General features: G+C 44.5%; 27 protein-coding genes. 6 read left to right on the forward strand and 21 right to left on the reverse strand.

Annotated features, from left to right (window positions below):
• Positions 1-615 precede the first annotated feature (615 nt).
• Both R7Z41_RS04920 and hemB read right to left on the reverse strand, forming a co-directional pair.
• A complete protein-coding gene (locus tag R7Z41_RS04920; protein WP_005379245.1) occupies positions 616-1,050 on the reverse strand; it encodes a GNAT family N-acetyltransferase in 435 nt (144 codons plus the stop codon).
• Positions 1,051-1,177: 127 nt separating this feature from the next.
• On the reverse strand, positions 1,178-2,239 hold the full coding sequence (gene hemB, locus R7Z41_RS04925) for a porphobilinogen synthase (RefSeq protein ID WP_031777176.1): 1,062 nt from the start codon (positions 2,237-2,239) through the stop codon (positions 1,178-1,180).
• Between the two features lie 184 nt (positions 2,240-2,423).
• Between hemB and R7Z41_RS04930 the strand changes: the two genes are divergently transcribed.
• Positions 2,424-3,185, forward strand: coding sequence for a TatD family hydrolase (locus tag R7Z41_RS04930; protein ID WP_065275002.1), 762 nt, complete (start codon positions 2,424-2,426; stop codon positions 3,183-3,185).
• Between the two features lie 459 nt (positions 3,186-3,644).
• On the opposite strand, the gene tatC is transcribed toward R7Z41_RS04930, so the two are convergent.
• The 7 genes from tatC to rmuC form a co-directional block, all read right to left on the reverse strand.
• Positions 3,645-4,397, reverse strand: a complete 753-nt coding sequence (gene tatC, locus R7Z41_RS04935) for a twin-arginine translocase subunit TatC (protein ID WP_005379234.1) — start codon at positions 4,395-4,397, stop codon at positions 3,645-3,647.
• Between the two features lie 68 nt (positions 4,398-4,465).
• The gene (gene tatB / locus R7Z41_RS04940; RefSeq protein ID WP_033905892.1) at positions 4,466-4,864 is read right to left on the reverse strand and encodes a Sec-independent protein translocase protein TatB; all 399 of its coding nucleotides are present in this window, start codon (positions 4,862-4,864) and stop codon (positions 4,466-4,468) included.
• A 3-nt stretch (positions 4,865-4,867) separates the two neighbouring features.
• Complete coding sequence (gene tatA, locus R7Z41_RS04945) at positions 4,868-5,113, reverse strand: Sec-independent protein translocase subunit TatA (protein WP_005382958.1); 246 nt, start codon at positions 5,111-5,113, stop codon at positions 4,868-4,870.
• 52 nt (positions 5,114-5,165) lie between these two features.
• Entirely contained in the window at positions 5,166-6,800 is a 1,635-nt protein-coding gene (gene ubiB / locus R7Z41_RS04950; RefSeq protein ID WP_005379226.1) for a ubiquinone biosynthesis regulatory protein kinase UbiB, read from the reverse strand.
• Complete coding sequence (locus tag R7Z41_RS04955; RefSeq protein ID WP_005379213.1) at positions 6,797-7,432, reverse strand: SCP2 domain-containing protein; 636 nt, start codon at positions 7,430-7,432, stop codon at positions 6,797-6,799. Before R7Z41_RS04955 ends, ubiB begins: the two co-directional genes overlap by 4 nt.
• Before the next feature lie 11 nt (positions 7,433-7,443).
• Positions 7,444-8,223: a bifunctional demethylmenaquinone methyltransferase/2-methoxy-6-polyprenyl-1,4-benzoquinol methylase UbiE gene (gene ubiE / locus R7Z41_RS04960; protein WP_017635022.1), complete on the reverse strand. Its 780-nt coding sequence runs from the start codon at positions 8,221-8,223 to the stop codon at positions 7,444-7,446.
• A 77-nt stretch (positions 8,224-8,300) separates the two neighbouring features.
• Positions 8,301-9,833 (reverse strand): DNA recombination protein RmuC, encoded by a 1,533-nt coding sequence (rmuC, locus tag R7Z41_RS04965; protein WP_064368892.1) that lies wholly within the window; start codon positions 9,831-9,833, stop codon positions 8,301-8,303.
• 168 nt (positions 9,834-10,001) lie between these two features.
• On the opposite strand from rmuC, the gene R7Z41_RS04970 reads away from it, so the two are divergent.
• Both R7Z41_RS04970 and R7Z41_RS04975 read left to right on the forward strand, forming a co-directional pair.
• Positions 10,002-10,907: a DMT family transporter gene (locus R7Z41_RS04970; RefSeq protein ID WP_064368891.1), complete on the forward strand. Its 906-nt coding sequence runs from the start codon at positions 10,002-10,004 to the stop codon at positions 10,905-10,907.
• 194 nt (positions 10,908-11,101) lie between these two features.
• A complete protein-coding gene (locus R7Z41_RS04975) occupies positions 11,102-13,549 on the forward strand; it encodes an EAL domain-containing protein (protein ID WP_225477621.1) in 2,448 nt (815 codons plus the stop codon).
• Between the two features lie 18 nt (positions 13,550-13,567).
• On the opposite strand, the gene R7Z41_RS04980 is transcribed toward R7Z41_RS04975, so the two are convergent.
• Genes R7Z41_RS04980 through R7Z41_RS04995 form a run of 4 tightly spaced genes read right to left on the reverse strand, consistent with a single transcriptional unit; the run spans position 13,568 to position 15,809 of the window.
• Complete coding sequence (locus tag R7Z41_RS04980) at positions 13,568-14,638, reverse strand: AI-2E family transporter (RefSeq protein ID WP_065275000.1); 1,071 nt, start codon at positions 14,636-14,638, stop codon at positions 13,568-13,570.
• 45 nt (positions 14,639-14,683) lie between these two features.
• Positions 14,684-15,010, reverse strand: coding sequence for a hypothetical protein (locus tag R7Z41_RS04985; RefSeq protein ID WP_005379200.1), 327 nt, complete (start codon positions 15,008-15,010; stop codon positions 14,684-14,686).
• Entirely contained in the window at positions 15,000-15,512 is a 513-nt protein-coding gene (locus tag R7Z41_RS04990; protein WP_033905884.1) for a hypothetical protein, read from the reverse strand. The genes R7Z41_RS04985 and R7Z41_RS04990 overlap by 11 nt, the downstream gene beginning before the upstream one ends.
• 48 nt (positions 15,513-15,560) lie before the next feature.
• Positions 15,561-15,809 (reverse strand): hypothetical protein, encoded by a 249-nt coding sequence (locus R7Z41_RS04995; protein ID WP_005379196.1) that lies wholly within the window; start codon positions 15,807-15,809, stop codon positions 15,561-15,563.
• Positions 15,810-16,170: 361 nt separating this feature from the next.
• Here R7Z41_RS04995 and R7Z41_RS05000 point away from each other — a divergent pair, with 361 nt between their 5' ends.
• Together R7Z41_RS05000 and R7Z41_RS05005 are read left to right on the forward strand one after the other, a co-directional pair.
• Entirely contained in the window at positions 16,171-16,608 is a 438-nt protein-coding gene (locus R7Z41_RS05000; RefSeq protein WP_065274999.1) for a DUF2383 domain-containing protein, read from the forward strand.
• Positions 16,609-16,756: 148 nt separating this feature from the next.
• Positions 16,757-17,155, forward strand: a complete 399-nt coding sequence (locus R7Z41_RS05005) for a hypothetical protein (protein ID WP_005379193.1) — start codon at positions 16,757-16,759, stop codon at positions 17,153-17,155.
• A 202-nt stretch (positions 17,156-17,357) separates the two neighbouring features.
• Here the strand turns inward: R7Z41_RS05005 and R7Z41_RS05010 are convergent, their stop codons facing one another.
• From R7Z41_RS05010 to R7Z41_RS05030, 5 genes are all read right to left on the reverse strand, one after another.
• The gene (locus R7Z41_RS05010; protein ID WP_053307270.1) at positions 17,358-19,022 is read right to left on the reverse strand and encodes a diacylglycerol kinase family protein; all 1,665 of its coding nucleotides are present in this window, start codon (positions 19,020-19,022) and stop codon (positions 17,358-17,360) included.
• Positions 19,023-19,166: 144 nt separating this feature from the next.
• Positions 19,167-19,598, reverse strand: a complete 432-nt coding sequence (locus R7Z41_RS05015) for a hemerythrin domain-containing protein (RefSeq protein WP_017821107.1) — start codon at positions 19,596-19,598, stop codon at positions 19,167-19,169.
• 104 nt (positions 19,599-19,702) lie between these two features.
• Positions 19,703-19,900 (reverse strand): hypothetical protein, encoded by a 198-nt coding sequence (locus R7Z41_RS05020; protein WP_005379178.1) that lies wholly within the window; start codon positions 19,898-19,900, stop codon positions 19,703-19,705.
• 8 nt (positions 19,901-19,908) lie between these two features.
• Positions 19,909-20,085, reverse strand: a complete 177-nt coding sequence (locus R7Z41_RS05025) for a DUF1328 family protein (RefSeq protein WP_005379177.1) — start codon at positions 20,083-20,085, stop codon at positions 19,909-19,911.
• Positions 20,086-20,130: 45 nt separating this feature from the next.
• Entirely contained in the window at positions 20,131-20,682 is a 552-nt protein-coding gene (locus R7Z41_RS05030) for a BON domain-containing protein (RefSeq protein WP_005379174.1), read from the reverse strand.
• 436 nt (positions 20,683-21,118) lie between these two features.
• Here R7Z41_RS05030 and R7Z41_RS05035 point away from each other — a divergent pair, with 436 nt between their 5' ends.
• The gene (locus R7Z41_RS05035; protein ID WP_005382945.1) at positions 21,119-22,462 is read left to right on the forward strand and encodes a sigma-54 interaction domain-containing protein; all 1,344 of its coding nucleotides are present in this window, start codon (positions 21,119-21,121) and stop codon (positions 22,460-22,462) included.
• Positions 22,463-22,555: 93 nt separating this feature from the next.
• Here R7Z41_RS05035 and R7Z41_RS05040 read toward each other — a convergent pair whose 3' ends face one another.
• The 3 genes from R7Z41_RS05040 to ftnA form a co-directional block, all read right to left on the reverse strand.
• Positions 22,556-23,749, reverse strand: a complete 1,194-nt coding sequence (locus tag R7Z41_RS05040) for an NAD(P)/FAD-dependent oxidoreductase (RefSeq protein WP_065274997.1) — start codon at positions 23,747-23,749, stop codon at positions 22,556-22,558.
• Positions 23,750-23,928: 179 nt separating this feature from the next.
• The gene (uspB, locus tag R7Z41_RS05045; RefSeq protein ID WP_005379169.1) at positions 23,929-24,252 is read right to left on the reverse strand and encodes a universal stress protein UspB; all 324 of its coding nucleotides are present in this window, start codon (positions 24,250-24,252) and stop codon (positions 23,929-23,931) included.
• 91 nt (positions 24,253-24,343) lie between these two features.
• On the reverse strand, positions 24,344-24,871 hold the full coding sequence (gene ftnA, locus R7Z41_RS05050; RefSeq protein ID WP_005379167.1) for a non-heme ferritin: 528 nt from the start codon (positions 24,869-24,871) through the stop codon (positions 24,344-24,346).
• Positions 24,872-24,964: the final 93 nt, after the last annotated feature.

Consider the following 24,964-nt stretch of genomic DNA (forward strand, 5'->3'; position numbering starts at 1 on the left):
GTCTGTATCCAATTCAGTACTTGAGAGATCTGCCTAGGATGCCATGACTGCTGATCTGAATCTATCTTGTTCGCTCGATCTAGGTCGCGTAAATTTTTCCGACTTTATTCACGAAAACACCACCTCCTGTGGATAACTCTGTTTATAGAAATTATCCACTGGTTATCCAATAACAAAAAACACAAGAAAACACCAACCCAAACCATTGATTAATAACAATAAATTCGCATAACGGCGAGAAGATCAACGATCCTAAAATGATCATCGCATGTGGAAAAGATATTAATAGTGACGTCAAATAGAAATCGTAGAAAAGAAAAAAGCGACCCGAATGGGGTCGCCTAGCAGAAGTGGTAAAGCAAATTCTGTAAATAGAGCAGCTTAACCAAGAAGCTATAAATTACACTGGAAGCAATGTGAGCAATGTCGTGTCAAAAAGAATTCGTGCAAGTTCTCGGAAAAATGTTTCATCACTTCTCAACTTTCAGTTAATTAACTTCTGTTAATAAGTCACTCAACGTCCTTGTGAACTTTCCTCATTCCCTAAGACAGGTTTAATAATAATGATTCTCATTTCGTAGTCAACAGTTAAATGAGAAAAAATCTCATTTATTTTCACATTGCTTTAATGAAATGCACTCTAGATTCTCGAAGATTTACTTTTTCTTCAAACTTTTCAATGATATAGCCATTTCTCAATAACAAGCGAAGCATAGCCGGAAACTGGTTTCGAGATTTCACTTTTAATGTGTTGTAGCCTTGTTCTGCCACCCAATCCTCTTGAGCTTCCAAAAGCAGTTGTGCCACGCCTTCATTTCGAGCTTCAGGGACAACACCACCTAACCAGCTATAGAAAACACCATCCTCTAATTCGTAACCTATTTTGAAGCCGACAATCGTGCCATTTTTTTCTGCAACGAGGATTAAACTGTTTTTCTCTTCTAAACGTTGAGTCATGGAGTCTACCGTTTCTCCTTTCGAAAACTCGGTAACACGCGCCACAACTTGAAGTGCTTCTTCCAATGTGCCTTCACGAATCAGCATTGTCATTGTTCTCTTCTCCAAAATAAAAATACCCAAGCACCTTGGATTGTTACTGTTGTAATCCGCCTGAGGTTACTTGGGTATATACAGACGAACAACTCTTGTTGGTCTGGTATTTCTCACTGAGCGATAATTACTCTTCTGTCGCTTCCGGAGTACGATTTAGGTGTTGAGCAGTTTGTGCATTCTCTTCTGCCAACCACTCAGCAACGTCTTTCGCAAAGTACGTTAAGATGCCATCTGCACCTGCACGTTTGAAGCACAATAGTGATTCCATCACAATTTCACGCTCTTTGAGCCAGCCATTCATGATCGCCGCTTTATGCATCGCGTACTCGCCAGAGACTTGATAAGCAAATGTCGGTACTTGAAGTTCAGTTTTTACTCGGCGAACTACATCTAAGTATGGCATACCAGGTTTAACCATCACCATGTCCGCACCTTCATTGATGTCTAGCGCCACTTCGTGAATCGCTTCATCAATGTTTGCTGGGTCCATTTGGTAGTTTTTCTTGTTGCCGCCTTTTAGATTTGAAGAAGAGCCAACCGCATCACGGAATGGTCCGTAGTAGTTCGATGCGTACTTAGCCGAGTAAGCCATGATTTGAGTATGAATGTAGCCCGCGTTTTCTAATGCTTCGCGGATCTTACCAATTCGGCCATCCATCATGTCTGAAGGCGCGACTACGTCAGCACCCGCTTCTGCATGAGACAAAGCCTGCTTAACCAATACTTCTGTGGTTTCATCATTCATTACGTAGCCATCTTCATCGATGATGCCGTCTTGGCCATGTGTCGTGAATGGGTCGAGTGCCACGTCTGTGATTACACCAATTTGAGGAATGTGTTCTTTAAGCGCTCGTACTGCTCGCTGAACCAAACCTTCTGGGTTGTAGGCTTCAGTAGCACATAAGCTTTTAGCGTCTTGGTTTACGACAGGAAAAAGCGCGATTGCTGGAACGCCTAGATTTGCAAGGTATTGTGCTTCTTCTAGCATTAAATCAATCGACAAACGCTCTACACCCGGCATGGACTCCACGCTCTCACGACGATCTTTACCCATAAGAATGAACATTGGGTAAATCAGATCATTAACAGAAAGTTGGTTCTCAGCCATCAAACGACGACTAAAATCGTGCTTACGTAAACGACGCATACGGCGTGCAGGGAATGGACCTTGAATTGATACAGACACCATTTTCTCCTTGTCTGGACGGTTATGATGATCAAATCATCTGGTGAACAAAATCATATCACTCTTGATGCATGTTGCGAGTGACAATCTGGAAAAAGGTAATGAAAAAAACTGAAAATGACCCAGCACTCACACTCAAGTATACTTCGAATACGAAACCAACCATGAAGCACAGAGAGTAACGATGATCGATACCCACGCGCACATCTATGCCAGCGAATTTGATAACGACCGCGATGAAGTAGTACAACGCGCCTTAACGCAAGGCATTAATAAAATCCTGTTGCCAAACATCGATCTGGACTCAATTGAGCCCATGCTAAAAACCGAAGCGGCATATCCTGACGTATGCCACTCAATGATGGGGCTGCACCCTTGCTATGTGGATAACAACGTTGAGCAAACGTTGGAGATCATCCGCGGCTGGTTTGAGAAACACAAGTTTATTGCGGTGGGCGAAATCGGTATCGACCTATATTGGGATAAAACCTATCGTGCTGAGCAAGAAATAACGTTCGTAGCTCAACTTAACTGGGCAAAAGAGATGGATTTACCGGTCGTTATCCACACTCGTGATTCGATTGAAGAAACACTCACTTTGCTACGACAAGAGCAAGATGGTCGTCTGCGTGGTGTATTCCACTGTTTTGGAGGCAGCTTAGAAGAAGCACAAGCAATCAATGAGCTAGGCTTCCACTTAGGCTTAGGTGGCGTATCAACCTTTAAGAATGGCGGAATGGATAAAGTCATTCCACATTTGGATATGCAGTGGGTCATTTTAGAAACCGACTGTCCATATTTAGCGCCTGTGCCACACCGTGGTAAACGTAATGAACCAGCCTACACTTCTCTCGTTGCACAACGTGTTGCCGACTTGCGTGATGTCGACATCGCAACCATCGATGCCATAACGACTGAGAATGCCAAAAAGCTGTTTAATATTTAATTCACGAGAATTGAAAAAAGCGACGAAATCAACGTCGCTTTTTTATCACCTAAACTATTGAATGAACGATTCAACCTGTTGAAATAGTAGAACAATCCATACAAAATTATTGATAAACATAATAATTAACTAGCAACTCTACTTACTTCTCATATCGTCACTTTACTTCGTCCGCTTTGCAAAACTGTCGACAACTCGACACATTATTTTTCTATACTGATTTACGCCCATTAATTAGCACAAATGTAAAACAGCATGAATATGGAAGTTGAAGTGTGTACACATGGTGCTTACTTACAACGCGTACCGCGCAGTTTTTTTCAAAAGCTGCTGGGCATCAAGGAAGTATACGTATGCACAAAATGTGGTTACGTCATGAAAGTTAAGTAATTAGCCCAAGAAAAAACCAACCGCAAAAAAAGCGGCTCAATTGAGCCGCTTTTCACATCTAGATTAGCCTTATTCTTCGGTTTCCGCTTCTACTTCTTCGCTTCGACGAGTATAAAAACGCGCGAAGAACAAACCGACTTCAAACAGTAAACACATCGGAATAGCGAGTAAGGTTTGCGAGATCATGTCTGGTGGCGTTAACACCATACCTACGACAAACGCAGCCACTATAATATAAGGACGTTTCTGTCTTAAATCTTCTGGTGTAGTGGCCCCAGTCCAACACAACAAAATAATCGCAACAGGCACCTCGAATGCGATACCAAACGCCATAAATAGCGCCAGCACAAAGTCGAGATAACTCGAGATATCAGTTGCAAACTCTACTCCACCAAGAGAGATGGCGGTAAAGAAGCCAAACACCAATGGAAATACCACGAAGTAGGCAAATGCCACTCCACAGTAGAACAATAGCGAACTAGAGAACAGCAGTGGCATGATCAATCGACGTTCATGCTTGTACAAACCTGGCGCTACAAATGCCCACACTTGATACAAGATAAACGGCACCGCAATAAATACCGAAGCAATTAACGTCAGCTTAAGTGGCGTAAAAAAAGGTGACGCTACATCCGTAGCAATCATGGTCGCGCCTTCAGGTAGACGTTCTACTAAAGGTGCGGAAACAAACTCGTAAATGTGGTTAGAGAAATAAATTAGTCCGACAAACACGACCAACACTGCGAGGATTGAGCGCAGTAGTCGGTTGCGAAGCTCCAACAAATGACTAATTAAAGGTTGTGTCTGCTCGACGGTAGACATGGCAAACCTCTTATTAAAAACCAGATCAAAAAGGAGCTACCAATCACTAGTAGCTCCTCCTAATGAGACTATTCGGCTTTCTTATCTGCCGCTGTAACCTTGCTCTCTTGCGCTTTCTCTACCTTTTCTGCTGCTGGCTCTGTTTTTACAGGCTCAGCCTCTGAATCGGTGTTCTTTGCGTAAGGACGATTTACAGATTGCGCTGCCTTCTTCAACTCTTCAACTGAAGATTTCAACTCAGGGGACAAATCATCCATCCCCATTTGTTCTGCTTTGCGCAAGTTTTCTTGCAGCTCTTGGACTTTCAGCTCGTGTGACAATTCGTCTTTGACGCTATTTGCCATACTCTTAGCGGCACCGATAAAGCGAGACACGCTGCGAATAGCATGAGGCAAACGCTCCGGCCCAAGAACGACCAGACCAACAACAGATATTAATACCAGTTCCCAAAAACCGATATCAAACACGTTTTACGCCTGCTCTTTGTCTTTTTTCGTTTCAGGAGCAGCTTCTTTTTTCTGCTGCTCTTCTAGACTTTTTGGTTCGAAGTCTGCGTCTTTGTCATTTTTCGCAGGTTCATCTTCGCTCATCGCTTTTTTGAAGCCCTTAACGGCACCACCCAGATCGCCACCGATACCGCGTAGTTTCTTTGTTCCGAATAGCAATACAACAATTACAGCAATGATTAGAAGTTGCCAAACACTGATACCACCCATTCTCTTTACCTCGGGTCTTTAAACAAACAAAAATATTTCAAGAGTTTAACGTCTATTGACGATAAGCTCGCCAACTAAGCAGCCAAAATGTGACACCTGCGATACCGCAGGCCAACGAAAGCTGCTCAAAAGCATCGTTCACCAATATTGCCGAGCATACGACTAAAGTCGCGCCAACGCCAAACAAAAACTTTCCTGTCGCCTGCTGGCGCTTGCTCTGGCGATACCCTTGATAAAGCTGATCCATACGTTGATTCATCGCTTTACCTTGTTTCAGGCTATCGTAAAGTAGCTCTGGCAGTTCAGGTAATTTCTCTGCCCAAAATGGTGCGCGGTCTTTAATCGCATTCACTAGAGCTTGCGGCCCAACTTGATTCATCATCCATTCCTCCAGGAATGGTTTTGCGGTCTCCCACAAATCGAGTTGAGGATATAGCTGCCTACCAAGCCCTTCCACGTACAATAGCGTTTTTTGCAACAGTACAAGCTGTGGCTGAACCTCCATATTGAATCGACGTGCCGTGTTGAACAAATTCAACAACACATGACCAAAGGAGATTTCGCACAATGGCTTAGCAAAAATAGGCTCACACACAATGCGAATCGCGAACTCAAACTCATCGACATTGGTATCCGCAGGCACCCACCCTGAATCCACATGTAACTCCGCCACTCGGCGGTAGTCACGATTGAAAAACGCCAGGAAGTTTTCCGCCAGATAACGCTTGTCTTCGCTATTAAGTGTACCAACGATTCCGCAATCTAGCCCTATCCACATTGGGTTCTCTGGATGTTCGGGTTTGACGAACACATTACCCGGATGCATATCGGCATGGAAAAAGCTGTCTCGGAACACCTGAGTGAAGAACACACTCACACCGCGTTCCGCGAGCAATTTCATATTGGTGCCATTTGCTTTCAAGCCTTCAATATCAGAGACTTGAATGCCATATATTCGCTCAGAAACCATGACAGTTTCATTACTGAAGTCGGGAAAAACTTCAGGAACATACAATTCTTCGCTGCCCTCAAAGTTGCGGCGCAACTGAATGGCATTCGCCGCCTCACGTCGCAAGTCGAGTTCATCAAGCAGGGTTTTCTCGTACTCACGCACGACTTCAACTGGTTTTAAACGACGTGCTTCAGGCATCGCTCCGGCGACTATACGCGCCATTCGGTGCATCAGTTTTAGATCTGAATCAATGACTGGGCGAATATCTGGGCGGATAACCTTTAATACCACTTCTTGGTTAGTGTCTTTTATGCGCGCAGTATGTACCTGAGCAATCGACGCAGACGCCAGTGGTTTGATATCAAACTCGGTAAACCATTTTTCTAACGGACCACCTAATGCTTGCTCCATCTGCTTTTTTGCCAACTCGCCATCAAAAGGAGCGACTTGGTCTTGAAGTAAAGCTAGGGGATCAGCGATATGCGGAGGAAATAAGTCACGGCGCGTCGACATCATCTGACCGAACTTAATCCAAACCGGCCCCAGCTCTTGCAGTGCTAAACGCAGACGTTCACCGAGTGGTTTTTCTGGGTGCTTGTTCTTAATCCAAAACAAGCTTTTGCGCAGTAAAAGCGGAGCTTTGGTCAGTTGGTGATCGGGAAGCAGCTCATCTAAGCCGTATTCCAGTTGTACTTTGGCGATGTGGTATAAGCGCTTTAGTTCTGCTGGCGTCATGGTTTCTCCAATGCAGGCTTATCTGCATCCAGCTTATTCAGCAAAGCCGTTAAACGAGCTTCAATGCGAGAAGCCTGGCTGCGAACCTCATCAACTTGGTCGCAGAAATAGGCCACTTCTAACGGAGCGGGAGCCAGTTTCCATTCTTCAGTCACTACTTGCGCAAGATGACGCTGGTGTTTTTCTGCTTGAGACGCAAGAAAGTTGCCGATGTTTTTTGAACCTTGCACAAAGGTATGTGCGGCGACATCGCCAGTCACGCGAGACAACCACTCTTCAACATCTGGTTTGCAATCCACCATCAACTGAGAGAATTTCTGCGCCAATTGAATATCGCCTTCGAGTTCAAGTTTATCTTGTTTAATAAGACGAGTGATGTTGGCCTGATCGCGCAGCTCTGGTAACACACTCAAGTTGAGCGATAGATAGCAGTTAGGCTGCCCTTCGTAATGACCAAGCACATCAATTTGCTGACTAAAAACGAATGTCAGTGTTTTATTGATCTCTTTCAGGTGAACTTGAATAACTTGACCTTTTAGACGCGCTAAACGACGGCCCAATGCTGGGTCGTCTTTGATCAGTGTATTCAGTGACGTTTCAATCACAGCGGTGATAAGTGGTTCAAATGGCATGCCGTTAACCCTTAGAATTTATAACCGCGATGCAAAGCCACAATACCACCAGTTAAGTTGTAGTATTTGGTGTTTTCAAAACCTGCTTCTTGCATCATGCCTTCCAGCGTTTCTTGGTCTGGATGCATACGGATTGACTCCGCTAGGTAGCGGTAACTCTCTGAGTCATTCGCAACTAGCTCACCGATTCTCGGCAACAAGTGGAATGAATATGCGTCGTATACTTTCGATAACGGCTCTAGCACTGGTTTTGAAAATTCCAACACCAATAGACGGCCGCCTGGCTTCAGTACGCGGAACATTGAACGAAGCGCTTTGTCTTTGTCAGTCACATTACGCAAACAAAAACTGATGGTGATGACATCAAAATAATCATCTGGGAACGGCAGTTCTTCTGCGTTGGCTTGAACGTAGTGCACGTTACCCACAATACCGTTATCACGCAGTTTATCGCGACCAACGTTAAGCATTGAGTTATTGATATCGGCAAGGATGACATGGCCTTCATCGCCAACAATGCGCGAGAATTTCGCCGTCAAATCACCCGTACCACCACCTAGGTCAAGAATACGTTGGCCAGGGCGAGCACCACTACAATCGATAGTGAAGCGCTTCCAAAGGCGGTGAATACCACCAGACATCAGGTCATTCATGATGTCGTATTTTGTTGCCACGGAGTGGAATACTTCGGCAACCTTAGTCACTTTTTCGTCTTTTGCCACTGTAGAGAAACCAAAGTGAGTGGTTTCATTCTCTAACGCTGTATTGGATTGCAAACTTGTGTCCGTCATTCTAATTCCTCTTAGGCAGCGCTTTCCTCTACGGGGCGTTTGTTGACAAATAAAATCGCCCACTGCACTGCGGGCGATTAGTTTACTTTATCCTCAGCCGGATGTCTTTCTACTAACGGGTCATTTTCTGAAAATGCATCACTCTGCGCTAACTGCGCGAGGTCGGAAGAAATCGGTCGTTTAATTTCAACTCCCAAGTGTTTAAAGCTTTCGGCTTGGCGAATCACATTTCCGCGCCCTGTGGCAAGCTTGTTCATCGCACCTTGATAGCTTTGATTCGCCTTATCCAGCGCACCGCCGAGCCCCTCCATGTCGTCTACAAACAATCGTAATTTGTCGTAGAGTTTTGTCGCACGCTGCGCAATCATTTTGGCGTTTTCATTTTGGCGTTCATTGCGCCATAGATTATCAATGGTGCGCAATGCCACCAGCAACGTTGTTGGGCTCACCAAAATGATGTTTTGCTCCATCGCGTCTTTAATCAAGCTCGGATCGGCTTGAATCGCGACTTGGAACGCCGGCTCAACCGGGATAAACATCAGAACATAGTCCAAACTCTGAATACCTTTGAGTTTGTGGTAGTCCTTCATGCTTAACCCTTTGATATGTGCACGTAGAGCAGCTAAGTGCGCATTCAAAGCCTGATCGCGCTCAGCATCAGTTTCGGCGTTGAAGTAGCGCTCATAGGCAACCAGCGCCATTTTAGAATCCACAACCACTTGTTTGTTTTGTGGGAGATGCACAATGACATCAGGTTGGTAACGCTTGCCTGCTTCATTTTGTAAGTTCACCTGAGTCTGATATTCGTGCCCTTCACGCAAGCCAGATTCGGCAAGTACCCTAGCGAGCACCACTTCGCCCCAGTTACCTTGCTGTTTGTTGTCCCCTTTCAACGCTTGGGTCAAATTAACCGCTTCGCGCGTCATTTGCTCGTTCAAACGTTGCAGGTTTTTCAGCTCATGCACTAAGGTATGGCGCTCTTTAGCTTCTTGGCTAAAGCTGTCATTAACGTGCTTTTTGAACCCTTCTAACTGTTCTCTAAGCGGTGACAACAAGCCTTCTAAACTCTGACGGTTTTGCAAATCGACCTTCGCGGTTTTTTCTTCAAACAATTGGTTGGCCAAGTGCTCAAATTGTTGTTTCAAGCGTACTTCCGCTTGTTCTAAAATTTGCAGTTTTTCGGCATTAGCTTGGTTAATTTGCTCATGGCGAGCTTGCTGTTCACGCAGCTGCGTTTCTAGACGTGATTTGTGTTCACGCATTTGACCAAGCTCATCAAAGTATTGCTGGCGCTCTTGCTTTACAGCCTCGAAGTAACGCAGTTTTTCCATAGCTGCCATCAGCTTTCCGTGCGTTTGACGCACTTCAAACGCGGCTTTATCGCGCTCATCATCTAACTCATCCAACTCTTGCTGAGCATCGGCAAGGCTTTGCTTGACCTGTTCAAGTTGCTGTTGATGAAGCTGTTTTTCTGAAACAAGTTGTTGCTCGAGAAGCTGAGTTTGGGTGATAAAACGCTGTTTCACCCACCAACCGGCAGCGACACCACTAAGCGTGGCAGCACAAAGAGAAGAGAGAATGAGAGATTGGTACTCAAGAATCCATTGCATAATAGCGAGTTAGCCTGTGTTTTGTATCTATAACAATGGTATTTAGACACTGGATAAATGTCCAGTTTGTTGGATGAAAAATCCTCGCATACACTAGGCCTTCCTATAATATTCTTTCTTCCGCTCAAATTATCCAAACCGAGCGGCACATCATCACGCAGAGGCATCATGAACGAGCGTCGCGCCCTAGGATTTGGGCTCTCAGCAGTATTACTTTGGTCTACCGTTGCAACCGCATTTAAACTCACGCTGGCAGAATTTACGCCGATTCAAATGCTATGCATTGCCAGCATCGTCTCTGCGATTGCACTAACAGTAATCTGTGGTGTGCAAGGTAAATTGGGCCAGTTAAGCGCTACATTTTTCTCAAACCCTTGGTATTACCTACTGCTTGGGTTGATTAACCCTTTGGCGTATTACGTTATTCTGTTCAAAGCATATGACTTGCTGCCCGCATCTCAGGCTCAAGCGATCAACTACAGCTGGGCCATCACCTTAACGCTAATGGCTGCTGTTTTCTTAGGACAAAAGATCCGTGGTAAGGACTGGCTGGCTTGCGGTTTTAGTTATGTCGGCGTGATAGTGATTGCCACACAAGGCAATCTTTTAGGCATGGAATTTGAGAGCCCGTTGGGTGTTGGTCTTGCGCTGCTATCAACGCTGCTGTGGGCCGGTTACTGGATTTTAAATACCAAAAATAAGGCCGACCCTGTGGTTGGCGTTCTGCTCGGCTTTTTGGTCGCTATTCCATTCGCCATTGGTTTAAGTCTTTATGAAGGTGCTGACTGGCAGGCAATCTCAGCTAAAGGCTGGGCAGCGGTGACGTATGTCGGACTGTTTGAAATGGGGATCACTTTCGTTTTGTGGCTGAGCGCACTCAAATCAACGCAAAACACCGCGCGTATCAGTAATCTGATCTTTGCTTCTCCATTTATCTCACTCATGTTGTTAGCTACCATCATCGGCGAAGAAATTCACCCTTCAACCTTGATTGGCCTGGTATTGATCATCAGTGGCTTAGTCATTCAGCAAGTCTCATGGGGCAAGAAAACCAAAGCGGTAAACGCTTCTTAATCACCTATCAAAAGCCCTAAAAAACGATGCAATAAGTTGGATAAAAAAGAGATATAGATAACATTTTAATGATAGAAAGCACTTTACGCTGCTAGGATTTAGCTACGCGTTGGATACGATACTCACAAAGCCCAATAGCTTACGCTAGATTCTAATATAATTACCTTTGGGCGATTTAGGACTCGTTATTAATTATGTTTCGCTTCGCTATTCCTTCGCCTTTGATGGCAGACTGGCAACACGTTCTGCGACAATGCTGTAATGTAACTCAAGCTCAGGGACAGCTTTATACTCTGAGCGATACTCAGCAGTGGCTATCGACTGAGGTGTCCACCTCAACCCAAAATCATCGTGCTATCGTCGATGTGATAACGCAAGTTGTCGATCACTTTACGCCGACAGATTTTACAGTTAGCCATACCCCCTTTGAAGAGCAAACCTTGAGCATTGGACCGATTTGGCTACCTAATGGCGAATTGCTTGCCGTACTGACACTGACTCACCCTAATGATCAATCAACGGTTGTTTCGGCATGGCTAAGCGCAATGGCGGGGCGGATCAGCTTTGATATCAACTTGCACTGGCAGCAAGAACAAACGCGACATCAAAGCGCGGAAATAAAGCCAACACCAACACTACAAGAGTTTATCGACTGCCTTGAAGACCACGTATGGATAAAAGGCATGGATGGTCTTTATTCGATGACCAACCGAAGCGTAGAAAATGCGTGGCAAAAAACCAACAGTGAAATCATTGGAAAAGACGATTTTGCTCTGTTTAGCCATGAACGTGCGGAAAAATTCATTGATGCCGATAAATTGGTGGTAGCCACGGGCACGCAAAATATTGTTGAAGAATGCCGTCAAATTGATGAAAACAATAACCCCACTTGGCTAGAAACCATTAAGTCTCCTGTCCGTGATCATGCGGGAAACTTAATCGGCATTCTGGGGATGACACGTAACATCACCCGCCGAAAAATGGTAGAAACGCAGCTCTCCTTAGCGTCCCAAATTTTCAACAATTCGCAAGAAGGCATGGTCATTACAGACCGCAATGCCAACATCATTGATGTAAACACGGCTTTTACCCAAATTACAGGCTACCGCTCTGAAGAGGTGATAGGAAAAAACCCACGAATTCTGCGCTCAGGCCATCATGATCAAGGTTTCTATCAACAGTTGTGGCATCAACTCGAAAACAAAGGCCAATGGAAAGGCGAATTCATCAACAGAAAGAAAGATGGCAGCATTTATCCGCAATTAGCGACCATTAGCGCCGTAATGGACGATAAAAACCACCTTATTAACTACATTTGTGTGTTTGAAGATATCTCTGTGCGTAAGGCACACGAAGAAAAGCTGCAGCGCATGGCTTTTTACGATCCATTAACCAATCTACCTAATCGCACCCATTTACTCAGCTTACTCGAACAACACATCGAAACCGGACACAAAAACCAGCAGACGTTTGCCACCCTATTCTTAGATATCGACCATTTCAAACACATCAACGATAGCATGGGCCACTTCTGTGGTGACCAATTGCTGTCTAAGTTAGCGATTCGTCTGCAAGATGTGCTTCACCTCAATGCGCATGTGGCTCGTATTGGCGGCGATGAATTTGTGATTATTTTGCCAGACATCCATAGTGATGTTGCCTTACTGGAAACCGTCGGCGATATTCTAAGCGTATTCCAGCAACCATTCGACTTGGCAAACCACGACTCACTTCGTGTCTCAACCAGTATTGGTATTGCCTTGTACCCAAGAGATGGTCAAGACAGTGAAACCTTACTGAAAAACGCAGACACCGCGATGTACTTAGCGAAGAAAAATGGACGCAACGGCTACGCGTTTTACTCACCGAATTTGACCGATAAATCCGTATCCCATGTACGCATTCAATCCGCTTTGCATCAAGCAATAGAAAAACAACAACTCCGGTTAGAATTCCAACCGCAATACAATTTGGAACAAAATACGATTGTCGGCGTGGAAGCTTTATTACGCTGGCAGCATCCAGAGTTTGGCCTTGTACCACCAGCAGACTTTATTCCAATTGCAGAAAAAACAGGGCTGATTCAAAGCATTGGTGAGTGGGTGTTACAACAAGCTTGTTTGCAAGGTAATGCTTGGCTGGACCAAGGCATCGAGTTTGGCAAAATCGCCGTCAATGTTTCTGCGTTGCAGCTTCAGCAGTCAAATTTCATTCAGCGATTAAGTACTATCCTCGATAACACCGGATACCCTGCCCAACGGTTAGATTTAGAGATCACAGAGAGCTTTTTACTGATCGACCCTCAACAAGCCATTTCATCGTTAAATCAATTACGAGAACTGGGTATTGAGATTTCTCTGGATGACTTTGGAACTGGCTATTCGTCTTTGTCTTACTTGAAAGGTTTGCCAATCAACAAACTGAAAATTGACCGCTCATTTGTCAGTGATGTCCCAAGTAATAGCGACAGCAACGCGATTGTGAATGCCATTATTGCCATGGGAAAAACGCTGTCGTTGAAAGTCGTCGCGGAAGGGATAGAAACTCGGGAACAAGCCGATTATTTATTCGAAAAAGGCTGTATTTATGGTCAGGGATATTTGTTTAGTCAGCCAGTGAGCGCTGAAAAACTGTTTCGTTGAACCAGCTTGATCCTCAAGTCACTCTCGCGGTGCCACGTCCGCGGAGGTGATTTGTTTTGCTTGATTTTGGGTTGATTGGCATAGCTCTAGACGATCAACCAAAATATTGATACAAACCAGCAACGGCACACCGATCAATAGTCCCATTCCGCCCCAAAGCCAGCCCCAAAAAACAAGCCAAACAAAAATCACTAACGGGTTTAAGTTAAACCTTTTCCCCAATAGTGTTGGTGTAACAAACTGACTTTCAATCAAATTGAGCAGTAAATAGATAGACACCACCGTCAGCATAAAACTGACCGACTCCAACTGAAGATAAGCAACAAAGCCAAAGCTCATCATGGATATGACAGGGCCGAGGTACGGCGCAAAATTCATCACGCCTGCAAATGCGCCCCATAGAAATGGATCTTCAAGGCCTAGAACAAAAAACACGGCCCCGACACTCAACCCCAGCCCAGCATTCACTAAAGTGATGGTGCCAATGTATCGAGATAGGTCTTTCTGTAGCGCTTTGACCAACTCAATCGCTTGGCGCTGTTTGGCGAACCCATGTAAGTAAGACACTGACTTTCGAAATAAGCTTCGTCCATGATTGAGCATAAAGTAAACCATAAACAGCACGATCATCGCTTGTGTCAAAATCGTCGGCGTAGTGGTCGCGAGCGTTTTTACCAAAGAAAATACGGTGTTGTTCCCGACCTCATCCATACTCATATCGTTGGCGATATTCAATGGAGTATTAAGGTGATCAGCCGAAGCTTTAGTAACTTCGCTTACTTCTTGCGACACATTTTTCACGATACTGGGCAGCTCAGACCACCATTGCTTGGCGGGCTCCGACATGGCGGCAAGACCAATAATTGAGGCGCCAACGAGGAATGACAGCGTCAACACGACGGTAATAGCACGTGGTAAGCCTTTGTCTTCAAGATAATTAATGAAAGGACTGCACAGCAGAGAAATAAAGGTGCTAAGCACAATAGGTAACAATATTGGCTTGGCAAAATACAGCCCTGGGACGAGTAACAGGACGAGAAGCGTTGTACCAATCGCAGTGTTGGCAGGAATGTTCAATTTCGCTGTCATAATAAGCTCAGAATCGGTAAGAAAATTTTGCGGTGAAATCCGCTATTAGAGTGGTTCGCCCTCTGTCGTCGCAGCGTTGCTTACTTGTGTTGCTGCATTTCCATTTTGCTCCGCATCTGACTCATCCAGAGAAGCTGCCGCGACCGGCTTTGTGAGCGAATCGGTAATATCAGACACGCTGCTAACCAATAGCCCCATTGACGAAATAGAAGAAGTCAGTCGAGACAATCGACCTGCTTTTGCAGCGGTAACGGCAACGACAGCACTAATGCCTAATGTCGTCCAAGGGTTTTCTCTCACAAACTTCTTGGTGGTAAACGTGAACATTTCCATCGACAAACAGCATTGCTCTAGAGACGCTTTACCTTCCATCCGCTTGATCCGCATGGCTCGATTGAGCTTTTGTAGCGAGCGCATCCCACCCCTCCTGTAATTGTTCTGTCGTATTTTTGAATCCAAGAAATCCAACTAAACGCTTCTGCCACCAGGCTAAAGCAAATAATGCCAAGCCTAATGATGTGATAAATACACCCACGGCAACATACACGTTGGCAGTTAACTGATAAGCCACCACCCCAGAGGCAAGGCACAAACTGAATACGAACAATACCGACAATAGAGTAAAAACAACGGTACACAGCAAAATCTGACGCACTGCGGACACGTTAACTTTCATCTCCAAGAGGAACAAATCCAACGTTGAACCTGACCATACTTTTAGCGATTTCGTCAGTTGGTCCAATTGCGCAAGAATGCTGCTCAAACCATTAATGGTTTGTTGGATATCCTGTTCTTCTGCCCCATCAGGGGCTCGGCCGCTGTCTGAAGCCGCCGAGCCTGATTGCTGATTGGTAACTTGCCCTGAGTTATTCATGTGAAGCCTCGCCTTTCTGTTGTGTGCCTTAATCCTTGGTGACCACTATTATTTGATCAGCTTCGAAACCGCCCAACCAGCAAGGAAGGCACAACCTATGCTCAGCAATGGGCGCTCCTTGATTACATTTTCTGCCGACTTAGTCGCCTGCTGAACTTGCTGCGCACCTACATCCAGCTTCTCTTTGGCTTGGTCTTTCATCGCGCCAACAGCTTCCGTCGTGGCTTGCTCCGCTAAGTGATATGCTTCTTCTAACTGCTCTTGAGGTTTTACTGTGCTTTCTTTTGTAGTAGCCATAACTAGCCTCCATTAATGAGTTGAGTAGTGAATCAAGTGAAACAATGTTTGACCTCACTTACTCCCTACAAAGCCATATCCATGCCAGAATTTTAAGTTATTGTTTTTTATTGATTTTATTTTTATTTCGATAAAAAGCCGTATCTGTACGTGTAATTCTTTCCAGGCTTTCCACGCCATTCTTGTAATTTTTTCTTAGCGCCTTACCGACTGTTAGCAAGTTATTGCAAAACAAGATATTAAGTCACTGATTAATAAGACTTAAAATTCATTGGCATACAACCTGCAACTGAAGACGAAACATCGTGTTTGTATTCCAAACGCTCAAACACCCCTATCACCAGTAAATAAGGAGTGGCATATGAAAAATGAAAACATCGCCTCAATCATTGAGCTTATCGAAAGCGGAAATGAAATTTACAACAAGGCCATCGAGAACATTGACAACACTTCTTTGAATAATGTGTTGGTAGAACTGCTCAGAGTACGTGAGCATGCAGTCATTGAGCTCACTCCCTACTCTCTAGGAAGTAACAATGAAGAATCTGCCGACGACACTCCGGTTTCCTACACCATCAAGGCGCGTGAGGTCTACAGCGACGTGATGAAGGAAGTGTCCTCTGACAAAGAGTCAATGTATTTAGAACAGCTTGAAGGTGTCGAAAGCAAGGTACTCAAAGAGATTGAGAATTTGATTACTTCCCACCCAGAGCAGGCGGATAACTCGGTTCTGCTGAAAGTTCGTAGCGATATAAAAAGTTGCAAAGAAAAACTCAGCAGCATCAGCCTTATTAGCTAAAACCTGGTGGTCGCCCTTGCAATAAAGCTCGGTATTGAGCAAAGAAATGGCCAACTTGCTTTGGCCATTTCTGACAAGCCCACAGGCGCATTAACATAACCGTCACGAGAAATGTCCCACGACAATAATCACAAATAAAGAGGTCACTATGACATTGGATAACAATCGAGTAAGGGAGCTACTCGTAAAAATGACACACCATCGCCAAACGTGTTTGCCTCTCGTTAACCCGCAATCACATATGACACTCGCAAGAGCGGCATATCGATTCGTGAAAATAGAAAAAGTGATGATCAAAAAGATGGCGAAGCTGTTTTTCGACCAAGATGGTGAACAATTCATTGCAGAAAATGCCACCGAATACGGCGTTGCCGAGCTAGGTAATTACAAAGAAATGCATTTTATGAATAAATTACTGTTAGATGATTTAAAAGCCCTGCTTAGAGCCATTGACGACACCAACTTAACCGCACTTGTTTCTTATTGGTTAGCTGCTTTACAAGTTGAAAACGATGAAATTGAAAAGCACTTACCTCAGGGTGAGTAATTATACTCGCCCTTCTTTCTTCACTTTGTTTAACCCTCATCCCCAATCAACCTAATAAAAAGGTGCAGATAGACAAAAGCCGCTGCATCTACGCAGCGACCTTGATAGCCTTTTTACGACGCACACCAAATCATCAAACAGCACAGAAAAAGCGCCATGTAGAATACGAAGCAAATGGCGCGTTATCCGCGGATTATCTGTGTTAAAGCGAAGCTGATTTACGTCTCTGGCTTGGAACAAATACGTTCAATGACTTTGGACGCAGCTTGATTGCCAGTTGCTCATCAGAATACAGTTCACCATCAATCACATATTCAATCGGTTTATTCGCAGAAATAGTGACGCTCTGAGCCGTCGCGTATTGAAAATGTGTCGATTCTTCCTGTGCGCCTACGCTCGTTAATGTCAGATCCGACAAGGCGATAAGACGTCCGCCTAAAGACTCGGTGTTATCTAAATATGTGATATGCAGCTTGCCATCATCAGGCTGCGGCGCATCACCACCTTGGGCAAGCAACGTACTAAATGGAGCGATATTCGCAACGACAAAACTATGGACGTCAAGCGTTTGTGTATTCTTGTCGTGGTTTCCATCTTCAGTTGGAGCGTCTAACGATACGGTTAAAGCTTGCGTTTCTTCCGCCACTACAGCATTAAAAAAGCCGGTGAGGTAAGCGAGTTGTCCAAAAACATTTTTCTCTTCTCGCTGAGCGTGCTCGATCATTTTCTGTTCTAGCCCAATGCCTAAGACCAATAAAATAAGCCGCTGATTACATTCCGCAGTATCAATACGTTGGCAGTGTCCGCCAAGCAACGCTTCACACGCTTTTTCGACCGGTGAGAATTTTGCGCCAACGCCATAGAGCACATGACATAACGCATTGGCAGTTCCGAGCGGAACAATACCGAGTTTTAGGTCGGTATCCACCAATTGGCTCGCCACCTCTGTTACTGTGCCATCGCCACCAGCTACGATGATTTGCTTAGCTCCACTTTCTTTTGCCTGTTGTGTTAGCTGCTCGGCGCTGAGGTTTGTGGTGGTTTGATGAATACTCAAGCGATATTTTTTGGTTAGTTCACGAATCAGGTGCTGTTCGTTTTCCTCCCATTTTCCGCCACCTGCAACAGGGTTAACCACCATCCAAGTGGATTGATCCAGCCCTAGTACGCCTTTTTCACTGATCGCTCGTAACGTTCTAATCTGTAATTTATTCAATCTCGCGGTACTGCGTACGTCATTGATTTTTTTCATCACGGATTCAACCGTCAGTGACGGGTCTTTGCTCAGTAAATACGCCGCCACAACAAACACTGAACGACCACGCCCTAACGCACAATGCACAACCACTGCCCGCGAGCACGAGATTTGAGTATCAATCCAGTTAATCGCATGGCGAAGGCGCTCTAGCGTTGGGGCTTTGTGGTCGAGTACCGGAATCGAAAGGTAATGAAACTGCTTGTCGGTCATCGCACTTTCAAGGCCTGCAAATTCTGCGGTGACATCGACAATACAAGAGATTTCATTGGATTCGAGAAAATCTAAGTCACTCTGAAACAAACGGCGAGATAGGTATAAATTGTCGCTGACTTTTTGGATTGGAGGCACTGTATCACGCCGTCTTTCCCAGGCGTTATACGCTCTAGCCCCCAATAGAAATGGGATGAATGCCCAGCGAATCCACCTGACAATCTTGCCATCTTGGTTTTTTCTAAAAATAGAGGGAATGTCGAATACGTAGGCTACGCTGACCAACGCTAAAGAAAGCGATATCCATAAGAACAGCAAACTAACGATAATTTGAGGCGTATAGATAGCGGCCAATAAACTGATCAGAGCGCCAAGAATATAATATTTGATGATAAACATTCGCTCTCCTTGCCTTCAGCGAGTACACTTTTTAGTGGAAGTTAGAATACGCGGGGGATTGAGCTTGGATACATGAACTTTAGTAAACGCCTTGATTGAGTGCCTTCCCGTGCCGAAATGGCACGAAAAGGTCCAACACTCTACCTAGCTTACCATCTCTTCAACATAACCATCCGCTAGTTTCATTTTCTGCTTATCGGTCATTACCTTACCGGCTAACTGGAAGAAACGCTGCTCTTCTTCCTCAAGATGGTGCAACACTTTGTGACGCAAGGTTTTCATTAGGTTGAGCCACGCTGGCGAGCTCATATCGGTTGCATCAAGCTGTGCAATCACTTTATCAATTTCATGATGCTCTGCGATGCCATGGCGAGTGAGATCAATGGTCTTATCACTATCTATTAAAGGCGCGTAGAAAAACCGCTCTTCTGCCGCTGCGTGCTGTTCGAGTTCCTCTTTAAGGTTGTGATAAAACTCTTCACGAGCGGGGGAATCTCCAGACGTTTCCATCAGAGCATCGAGTAAAAGGCGTTGCTTTTCATGACTCTCTTTCAGTACATCAAATATGTTTTTCATCTTTGACTCCTTATCTGATTGTAAACAATTGGGACAAAAGGAAGGGCGGTGATTGACCGCCCCTCTCTTACATAGCTATGCGTAAAAAACCTAACCTAATTCGGCTAACAGTCTTGGTCTTCAGCGTTTAGGTTTTCTTTAATGTTTTCACATTCATCTTCAATCGCATTTTGGGTTTCTTCGGCGGCTTCATCTATCTTTTTGCCGGCCTGTTCCATTGGCCCTTCTTCACTACAAGCTGCCAACGCAAACACCAAACCGAATACTGCGGCGATACGGTAAATAAATGACGTAAGTCGCATGGAATCTCCTATCTATTTACGTTTTTTCTTCCCAGTAGAACAATCACTATTGATACAATTAATGACAGTAGGAATAGGTAAAATATCACTTGCGCGATAGAGGCAGCAGCTCCTGCAATACCGGTAAAGCCTAATAGTGCAGAAATTAGTGCCAGTGCCAGAAAAATAAACATCCAACGAACCATAGTGTTACCTCCTAATAAAAGTGGGTTAAATCACTCGGCTCGCTATTATTGAACCACTTCTAGCTTATCAATCACCTTATTTACGTCATTGGTGTTATTTGCAATTGAAATTGCAAGATCATGCTCCGCATCTGAATTAACTTTACCTGCCAACGTTACCGTTTTGCGTTCTGTCGTTACATCAATATCCGTACCACTCACATTGGTATCCATTAGTAGGCGCGTTTTAACTATAGTCGTGATTTTAGAATCGGTCAGTGTAGCTAAAGCTTCTGAATCAGTTTCTTTCTTGCCTTCATTCACTACTGACAATTCGTTGTTTACTTTTTTCACACCATCAAGACCAGTAACAAGCTCTTCGGCAAGTGATTTTTCAAGATCATTGTTTACCGAACCAGAAAGGGTAACGACCTGATTCTCTACATCGGTATTGATATCAAAAGAGTTGAGATTGCTGTTTAGCAGTAGTGTGGTTTCAGCTTTACCATCTAGCCAAGCGTCCATGGATTCTTTTTCCCATTTATCACTCGCTAAGACTGCTGTAGATGAAGTAGCAAGAACTGACGTAAGTACAATTTTAGCTGCGATGTTATTCATGGTAATTCTCCTTTATTGACGTTGCACTTCCCTAGGAGCAAACCATGTGCCAACTTTATAACTCATTGTTTTTAAGTGACTAATAAAGGAAAGAGGTAAAAATGAGATGAGCAATAAAGTATAAGCATGAATTATTTACACGTAAAAAATGTAATTTTTAATCGGTGATAAAGCCTCCGCCACTTGTGCAGAAATAACCTGATAAAACAGAAAGGCTATTTCTCCAGAATCAATTAATAGCAAAATTATTATTTTAAAAATAAAAATCTGAACAAAAGGAAATATCTACTGATGGCTCTCACCGATATATATCAAAAAGGGGCTAACAACATAAAAATACCGAACAAATCCTTAAATCTATGCTGACAATATTTTGTCTTGTGAAGTGAGAATAATCCACGTACATTGTTTCTGTCATAGTAAAGAGGACATTTCTATGTCGATGCCAAGCCTGTTTCTAAGAATACAAGATCCATCACTTAAAAATGCCATCGCTTCTTGCCAGGAACTGAACAAATTTCGTCTGCATGACATCGATGCCGCAGACCAATGGATTGAAGATTTCCTACAACTCAAACCGGAAGTTGCGATTGTTGAAGTCGCCCACTTTACTAGTGCAGATTATCAACGTCTTTCTAATATCGAAGACATCTACGATATGGACTTGATCATCATTAGCTCAGGCGCTCCAAACGAGAACTTGGATAAGCTGATGAACTTGGGTGCTATTTTTCACTACAGAAAGCCCGTTGATATTGCCATTCTGACGGACACCCTGAGCGAAGTCAGCCAGTACTATCAACACAAACAAGATCAAGGGCGTAAAGTGTCCACCAGCGATCTTGACCAATTTGGTCTTTTGGTCGGCTCTTCCTCTCCGATGCATCAGCTCTATCGTATGATCAGGCGCGTTGCTAAAACAGAAGCCAACGTCCTTATTGTCGGTGAAAGTGGATCAGGCAAAGAACTGGTGGCGCAGACCATCCACTTAGCGAGTGAGCGTAAACAACAGCCCTTTATAGCGATTAACTGTGGTGCCATTAGCCCTGAATTGGTTGATAGTGAACTGTTTGGCCATGAGAAAGGCGCTTTTACCGGAGCAAATAAAACTCACCAAGGTGTATTTAAGCAGGCAGAGGGCGGCACCCTATTTTTAGATGAAATCACCGAGATGCCTATCGAGCATCAAGTGAAGCTATTGCGGGTGCTAGAAACCGGAGAGTATCGCCCAGTTGGCAGTAATACGGTTCATATCGCTAATACTCGCATCATTGCTGCTACAAACCGTGATCCTAAAATCGCCATTGAGGAGCAGTTCCTGCGTGAAGATCTGTTTTTCCGCTTATCGCATTTCCCATTAACGATACCGCCACTGCGAGAACGAGGCGGTGATATCGTAGGTCTGGCCAAGCACTTTATTGCGCACCGCAACGCCAATGAGGCAAAAACCAAAACGATTCTTGACTCTGCGATCCAAAAAATCGCTGCACACGACTGGCCAGGTAATGTCCGTGAGCTCAAACACACGATCGAGCGTGCATTCATTTTGGCTGATGACACCATCCGAGATGAACACCTTATCTTCGACACACCACCATTGGAAACAGGCACCAGCATCGAAGACCTTGTTCCGGCGGGCGTTTCGCTAGAAGAGCTAGAAAAAGCCGCCATTCTCAATACCCTTGAAGAGAATCAAGGAAATAAAACGGAATCAGCGCAGGAGTTAGGCATTAGCGTGAAAACGCTCTATAACAAACTCGAAAAGTATCAAGACGAGTAACTCGCTATGGGAATACAAAAAGAGCACTGACTTTTATTCAGTGCTCTTTTTGTATCTTATCTTTTATGCAGTTAGGCTGCGTTTGGTGTTTGATTAAACCCACTGCCCCGCAACAAAGCCGCTCGACCAGCACCACTGAAAATTGTAGCCCCCTAGCCAACCAGTCACATCCATCACTTCACCAATAAAATAAAGCCCTTTAATGTCTTTGCATTCCATGGTTTTCGAGGATAAGTGATCAGTATCGACACCGCCGAGTGTCACTTCCGCGGTTCGGTAGCCTTCAGTGCCATTCGGGGCGATATCCCAATGCTCTAGACGCTCCACAATCGCCGCAAGCTCCTTTTGATTGAACTGTTTTAGCGGTTTATCGACTAGCTCTTTACGTTCAATTAAGACTTCAACCAGACGCTTAGGCAGCACTTTGGCAAGCGTATTCTTGAGTGACTGATTTGGATGCTTCTCACGACTGCGTTCTAATAACTCAGCAACATCATCGTTTGGCACAAGATTGATCAACACCTTTTGTCCGGCCCGCCAGAATGAAGAAATCTGTAACACTGCTGGACCAGATAACCCACGATGTGTGAACAACAGGGCTTCTTTGAACATGGTGCCATCTTCAGCCGTAATTTCCGCAGGTACCGCGATACCAGATAACTCAGCAAAGTCTTCTTTGTCTTCTTTATGCAGAGTAAATGGTACAAGACCTGCCGTGGTTGGGATAACTCGAAGACCAAATTGTTCCGCGACTTTATAACCAAATGGTGTCGCTCCCAGTTTTGGCATCGACAAGCCACCTGTTGCTATAACTAAAGACTCACATTCGACAATCTCAGTACCAGCATGCAAACGAAAGCCTCCATCAATTTTTTCAATCGAATGAACATCGCATTGGTAACGCTGCTCGATGTTCGGCATGTCACACTCAGCTAACAACATCTTCACGATATCTTTGGCCGTAAATGCATCGACACAAAACAACTGGCCGTGATCACGCTCTTCGAACTCAATGCCATGTTTACACACCATCGAGATGAAATCCCAGTTAGTGTATTGGGAGAGCGCCGACTTAACAAAGTGCGGGTTTTGACACAAATAGTGATTAGCTGAAACGTCGTAGTTAGTGAAGTTACAACGACCACCGCCCGAGATAAGGATTTTACGTCCTGGCTTTTTAGCATGATCGAGCACCAAAACACGGCGGCCTCGCTTGCCTGCTTCTGCAGCACACATTAAACCTGCTGCGCCTGCGCCAATTACAACAACATCAAATTTCTTACTCATCGGTAGCTCTTAGACTGATTGGTATCGAATCAAAATAAAAAAGGATGTGCACATTGCACATCCTTGCTTTCTAGGCGCGACATTCTACCGACAAATACCGAAAGGGAAAAGCGCTTAAACTCTAAGCGCTCTGTATGTCCGCAAAATCTCAGACAGAACAACTTCTGGATTATTGACTCTTAAAGAATGAAGGCCGCAAGTAGCGTCACGCCGAGCAACGCAGTCGATAGAACAAACAGTTCACGCACTCTTTCACACTTACCAGTAAAAATTTCATCGTGGTGATGATGATATTCTTTACTTTTAATGTAGTGATACAACCTCACCTGCTTGGTGACGTTTCCATGAGTGGTAAAAAAACCATTACCATCAACTTGCTGATATAACAGCGGATGAGCTTCACGCATGATATAAATTAGAGAACGAAGAGCGGTGAGATACCGGACCATATTAACTCCAGTTACCACCATTAGCGCAAATAAGATTGTGTCTCCACTGATCATCTTTTCCTCCCTACATCTTCAACAATGCTCAAGAGAAAAAGACGACCAACACTTCGTCTTTACCCGCTACTTACAACGTCCCAAAACGCGTTTACGCAGCTGGAGCATCCATGATTGAAGATGAACCTTCTTTCGCCATTTGTGCTAGATCTTTGTCGATGAAGAACAACGCTTTACCGTCTTCACCTACCAGTTCGATCTTATCTAAAATCCCTTTAAACAACTTCTCTTCTTCGTGCTGTTCTGACACGTACCACTGTAGGAAGTTAAACGTTGAGTAGTCTTGGCTAGTAAATGCAACGTGCGCCAGTTTGTTGATTTTTTCCGTTATCATTTGCTCATGTTCAAATGTCTCGCGGAAAACGTCACCTAGGCTCGCAAAGTCATGCTTTGGCGCATCAATAGCGCCTAAGATTGGCATTGAGCCAGTTTCACTCACGTAAGTGAATAGGCGTTGCATGTGCTCCATTTCTTCTACGGCGTGAGCGCGTAAAAATTCAGCCGCACCTTCAAAACCTTTGTCTTCACACCAAGCACTCATTTGTAAGTATAGATTGGATGAGAAAAATTCTAGGTTAATTTGCTCATTCAATTGTTCGACCATAGTTTGAGACAGCATGTTAACTCCTATTATTGTGCATGCAATATACCCAAGTAACCTCGAAATAAGTGACGCTGCGAGAATAGCTTGGTCCGGCAGACACGGCGAAGT

It is taken from the genome of Vibrio sp. 1457, assembly GCF_033340195.1.
GTDB classification, from domain to species: domain Bacteria; phylum Pseudomonadota; class Gammaproteobacteria; order Enterobacterales; family Vibrionaceae; genus Vibrio; species Vibrio alginolyticus.

Excerpts from the sequence above, each read along its gene's own strand:
- R7Z41_RS05005 (WP_005379193.1), top strand. The coding sequence starts at position 16,757 with ATGACATTGGATAACAATCGAGTAAGGGAGCTACTCGTAAAAATGACA.
- R7Z41_RS05020 (WP_005379178.1), bottom strand. The coding sequence starts at position 19,900 with ATGCGACTTACGTCATTTATTTACCGTATCGCCGCAGTATTCGGTTTG.
- R7Z41_RS05035 (WP_005382945.1), top strand. The coding sequence starts at position 21,119 with ATGTCGATGCCAAGCCTGTTTCTAAGAATACAAGATCCATCACTTAAA.
- ubiE (WP_017635022.1), bottom strand. The coding sequence starts at position 8,223 with ATGACGGACACAAGTTTGCAATCCAATACAGCGTTAGAGAATGAAACC.
- R7Z41_RS04985 (WP_005379200.1), bottom strand. The coding sequence starts at position 15,010 with ATGGAAGGTAAAGCGTCTCTAGAGCAATGCTGTTTGTCGATGGAAATG.
- R7Z41_RS04920 (WP_005379245.1), bottom strand. The coding sequence starts at position 1,050 with ATGACAATGCTGATTCGTGAAGGCACATTGGAAGAAGCACTTCAAGTT.
- R7Z41_RS04990 (WP_033905884.1), bottom strand. The coding sequence starts at position 15,512 with ATGAATAACTCAGGGCAAGTTACCAATCAGCAATCAGGCTCGGCGGCT.
- R7Z41_RS04955 (WP_005379213.1), bottom strand. The coding sequence starts at position 7,432 with ATGCCATTTGAACCACTTATCACCGCTGTGATTGAAACGTCACTGAAT.
- ftnA (WP_005379167.1), bottom strand. The coding sequence starts at position 24,871 with ATGCTGTCTCAAACTATGGTCGAACAATTGAATGAGCAAATTAACCTA.
- rmuC (WP_064368892.1), bottom strand. The coding sequence starts at position 9,833 with ATGCAATGGATTCTTGAGTACCAATCTCTCATTCTCTCTTCTCTTTGT.
- R7Z41_RS04995 (WP_005379196.1), bottom strand. The coding sequence starts at position 15,809 with ATGGCTACTACAAAAGAAAGCACAGTAAAACCTCAAGAGCAGTTAGAA.
- R7Z41_RS05015 (WP_017821107.1), bottom strand. The coding sequence starts at position 19,598 with ATGAAAAACATATTTGATGTACTGAAAGAGAGTCATGAAAAGCAACGC.
- tatC (WP_005379234.1), bottom strand. The coding sequence starts at position 4,397 with ATGTCTACCGTCGAGCAGACACAACCTTTAATTAGTCATTTGTTGGAG.
- uspB (WP_005379169.1), bottom strand. The coding sequence starts at position 24,252 with ATGATCAGTGGAGACACAATCTTATTTGCGCTAATGGTGGTAACTGGA.
- tatA (WP_005382958.1), bottom strand. The coding sequence starts at position 5,113 with ATGGGTGGTATCAGTGTTTGGCAACTTCTAATCATTGCTGTAATTGTT.
- R7Z41_RS05000 (WP_065274999.1), top strand. The coding sequence starts at position 16,171 with ATGAAAAATGAAAACATCGCCTCAATCATTGAGCTTATCGAAAGCGGA.
- R7Z41_RS04975 (WP_225477621.1), top strand. The coding sequence starts at position 11,102 with ATGTTTCGCTTCGCTATTCCTTCGCCTTTGATGGCAGACTGGCAACAC.
- R7Z41_RS05025 (WP_005379177.1), bottom strand. The coding sequence starts at position 20,085 with ATGGTTCGTTGGATGTTTATTTTTCTGGCACTGGCACTAATTTCTGCA.
- R7Z41_RS05010 (WP_053307270.1), bottom strand. The coding sequence starts at position 19,022 with ATGTTTATCATCAAATATTATATTCTTGGCGCTCTGATCAGTTTATTG.
- ubiB (WP_005379226.1), bottom strand. The coding sequence starts at position 6,800 with ATGACGCCAGCAGAACTAAAGCGCTTATACCACATCGCCAAAGTACAA.
- R7Z41_RS05040 (WP_065274997.1), bottom strand. The coding sequence starts at position 23,749 with ATGAGTAAGAAATTTGATGTTGTTGTAATTGGCGCAGGCGCAGCAGGT.
- R7Z41_RS04970 (WP_064368891.1), top strand. The coding sequence starts at position 10,002 with ATGAACGAGCGTCGCGCCCTAGGATTTGGGCTCTCAGCAGTATTACTT.
- R7Z41_RS04980 (WP_065275000.1), bottom strand. The coding sequence starts at position 14,638 with ATGACAGCGAAATTGAACATTCCTGCCAACACTGCGATTGGTACAACG.
- R7Z41_RS04930 (WP_065275002.1), top strand. The coding sequence starts at position 2,424 with ATGATCGATACCCACGCGCACATCTATGCCAGCGAATTTGATAACGAC.
- R7Z41_RS05030 (WP_005379174.1), bottom strand. The coding sequence starts at position 20,682 with ATGAATAACATCGCAGCTAAAATTGTACTTACGTCAGTTCTTGCTACT.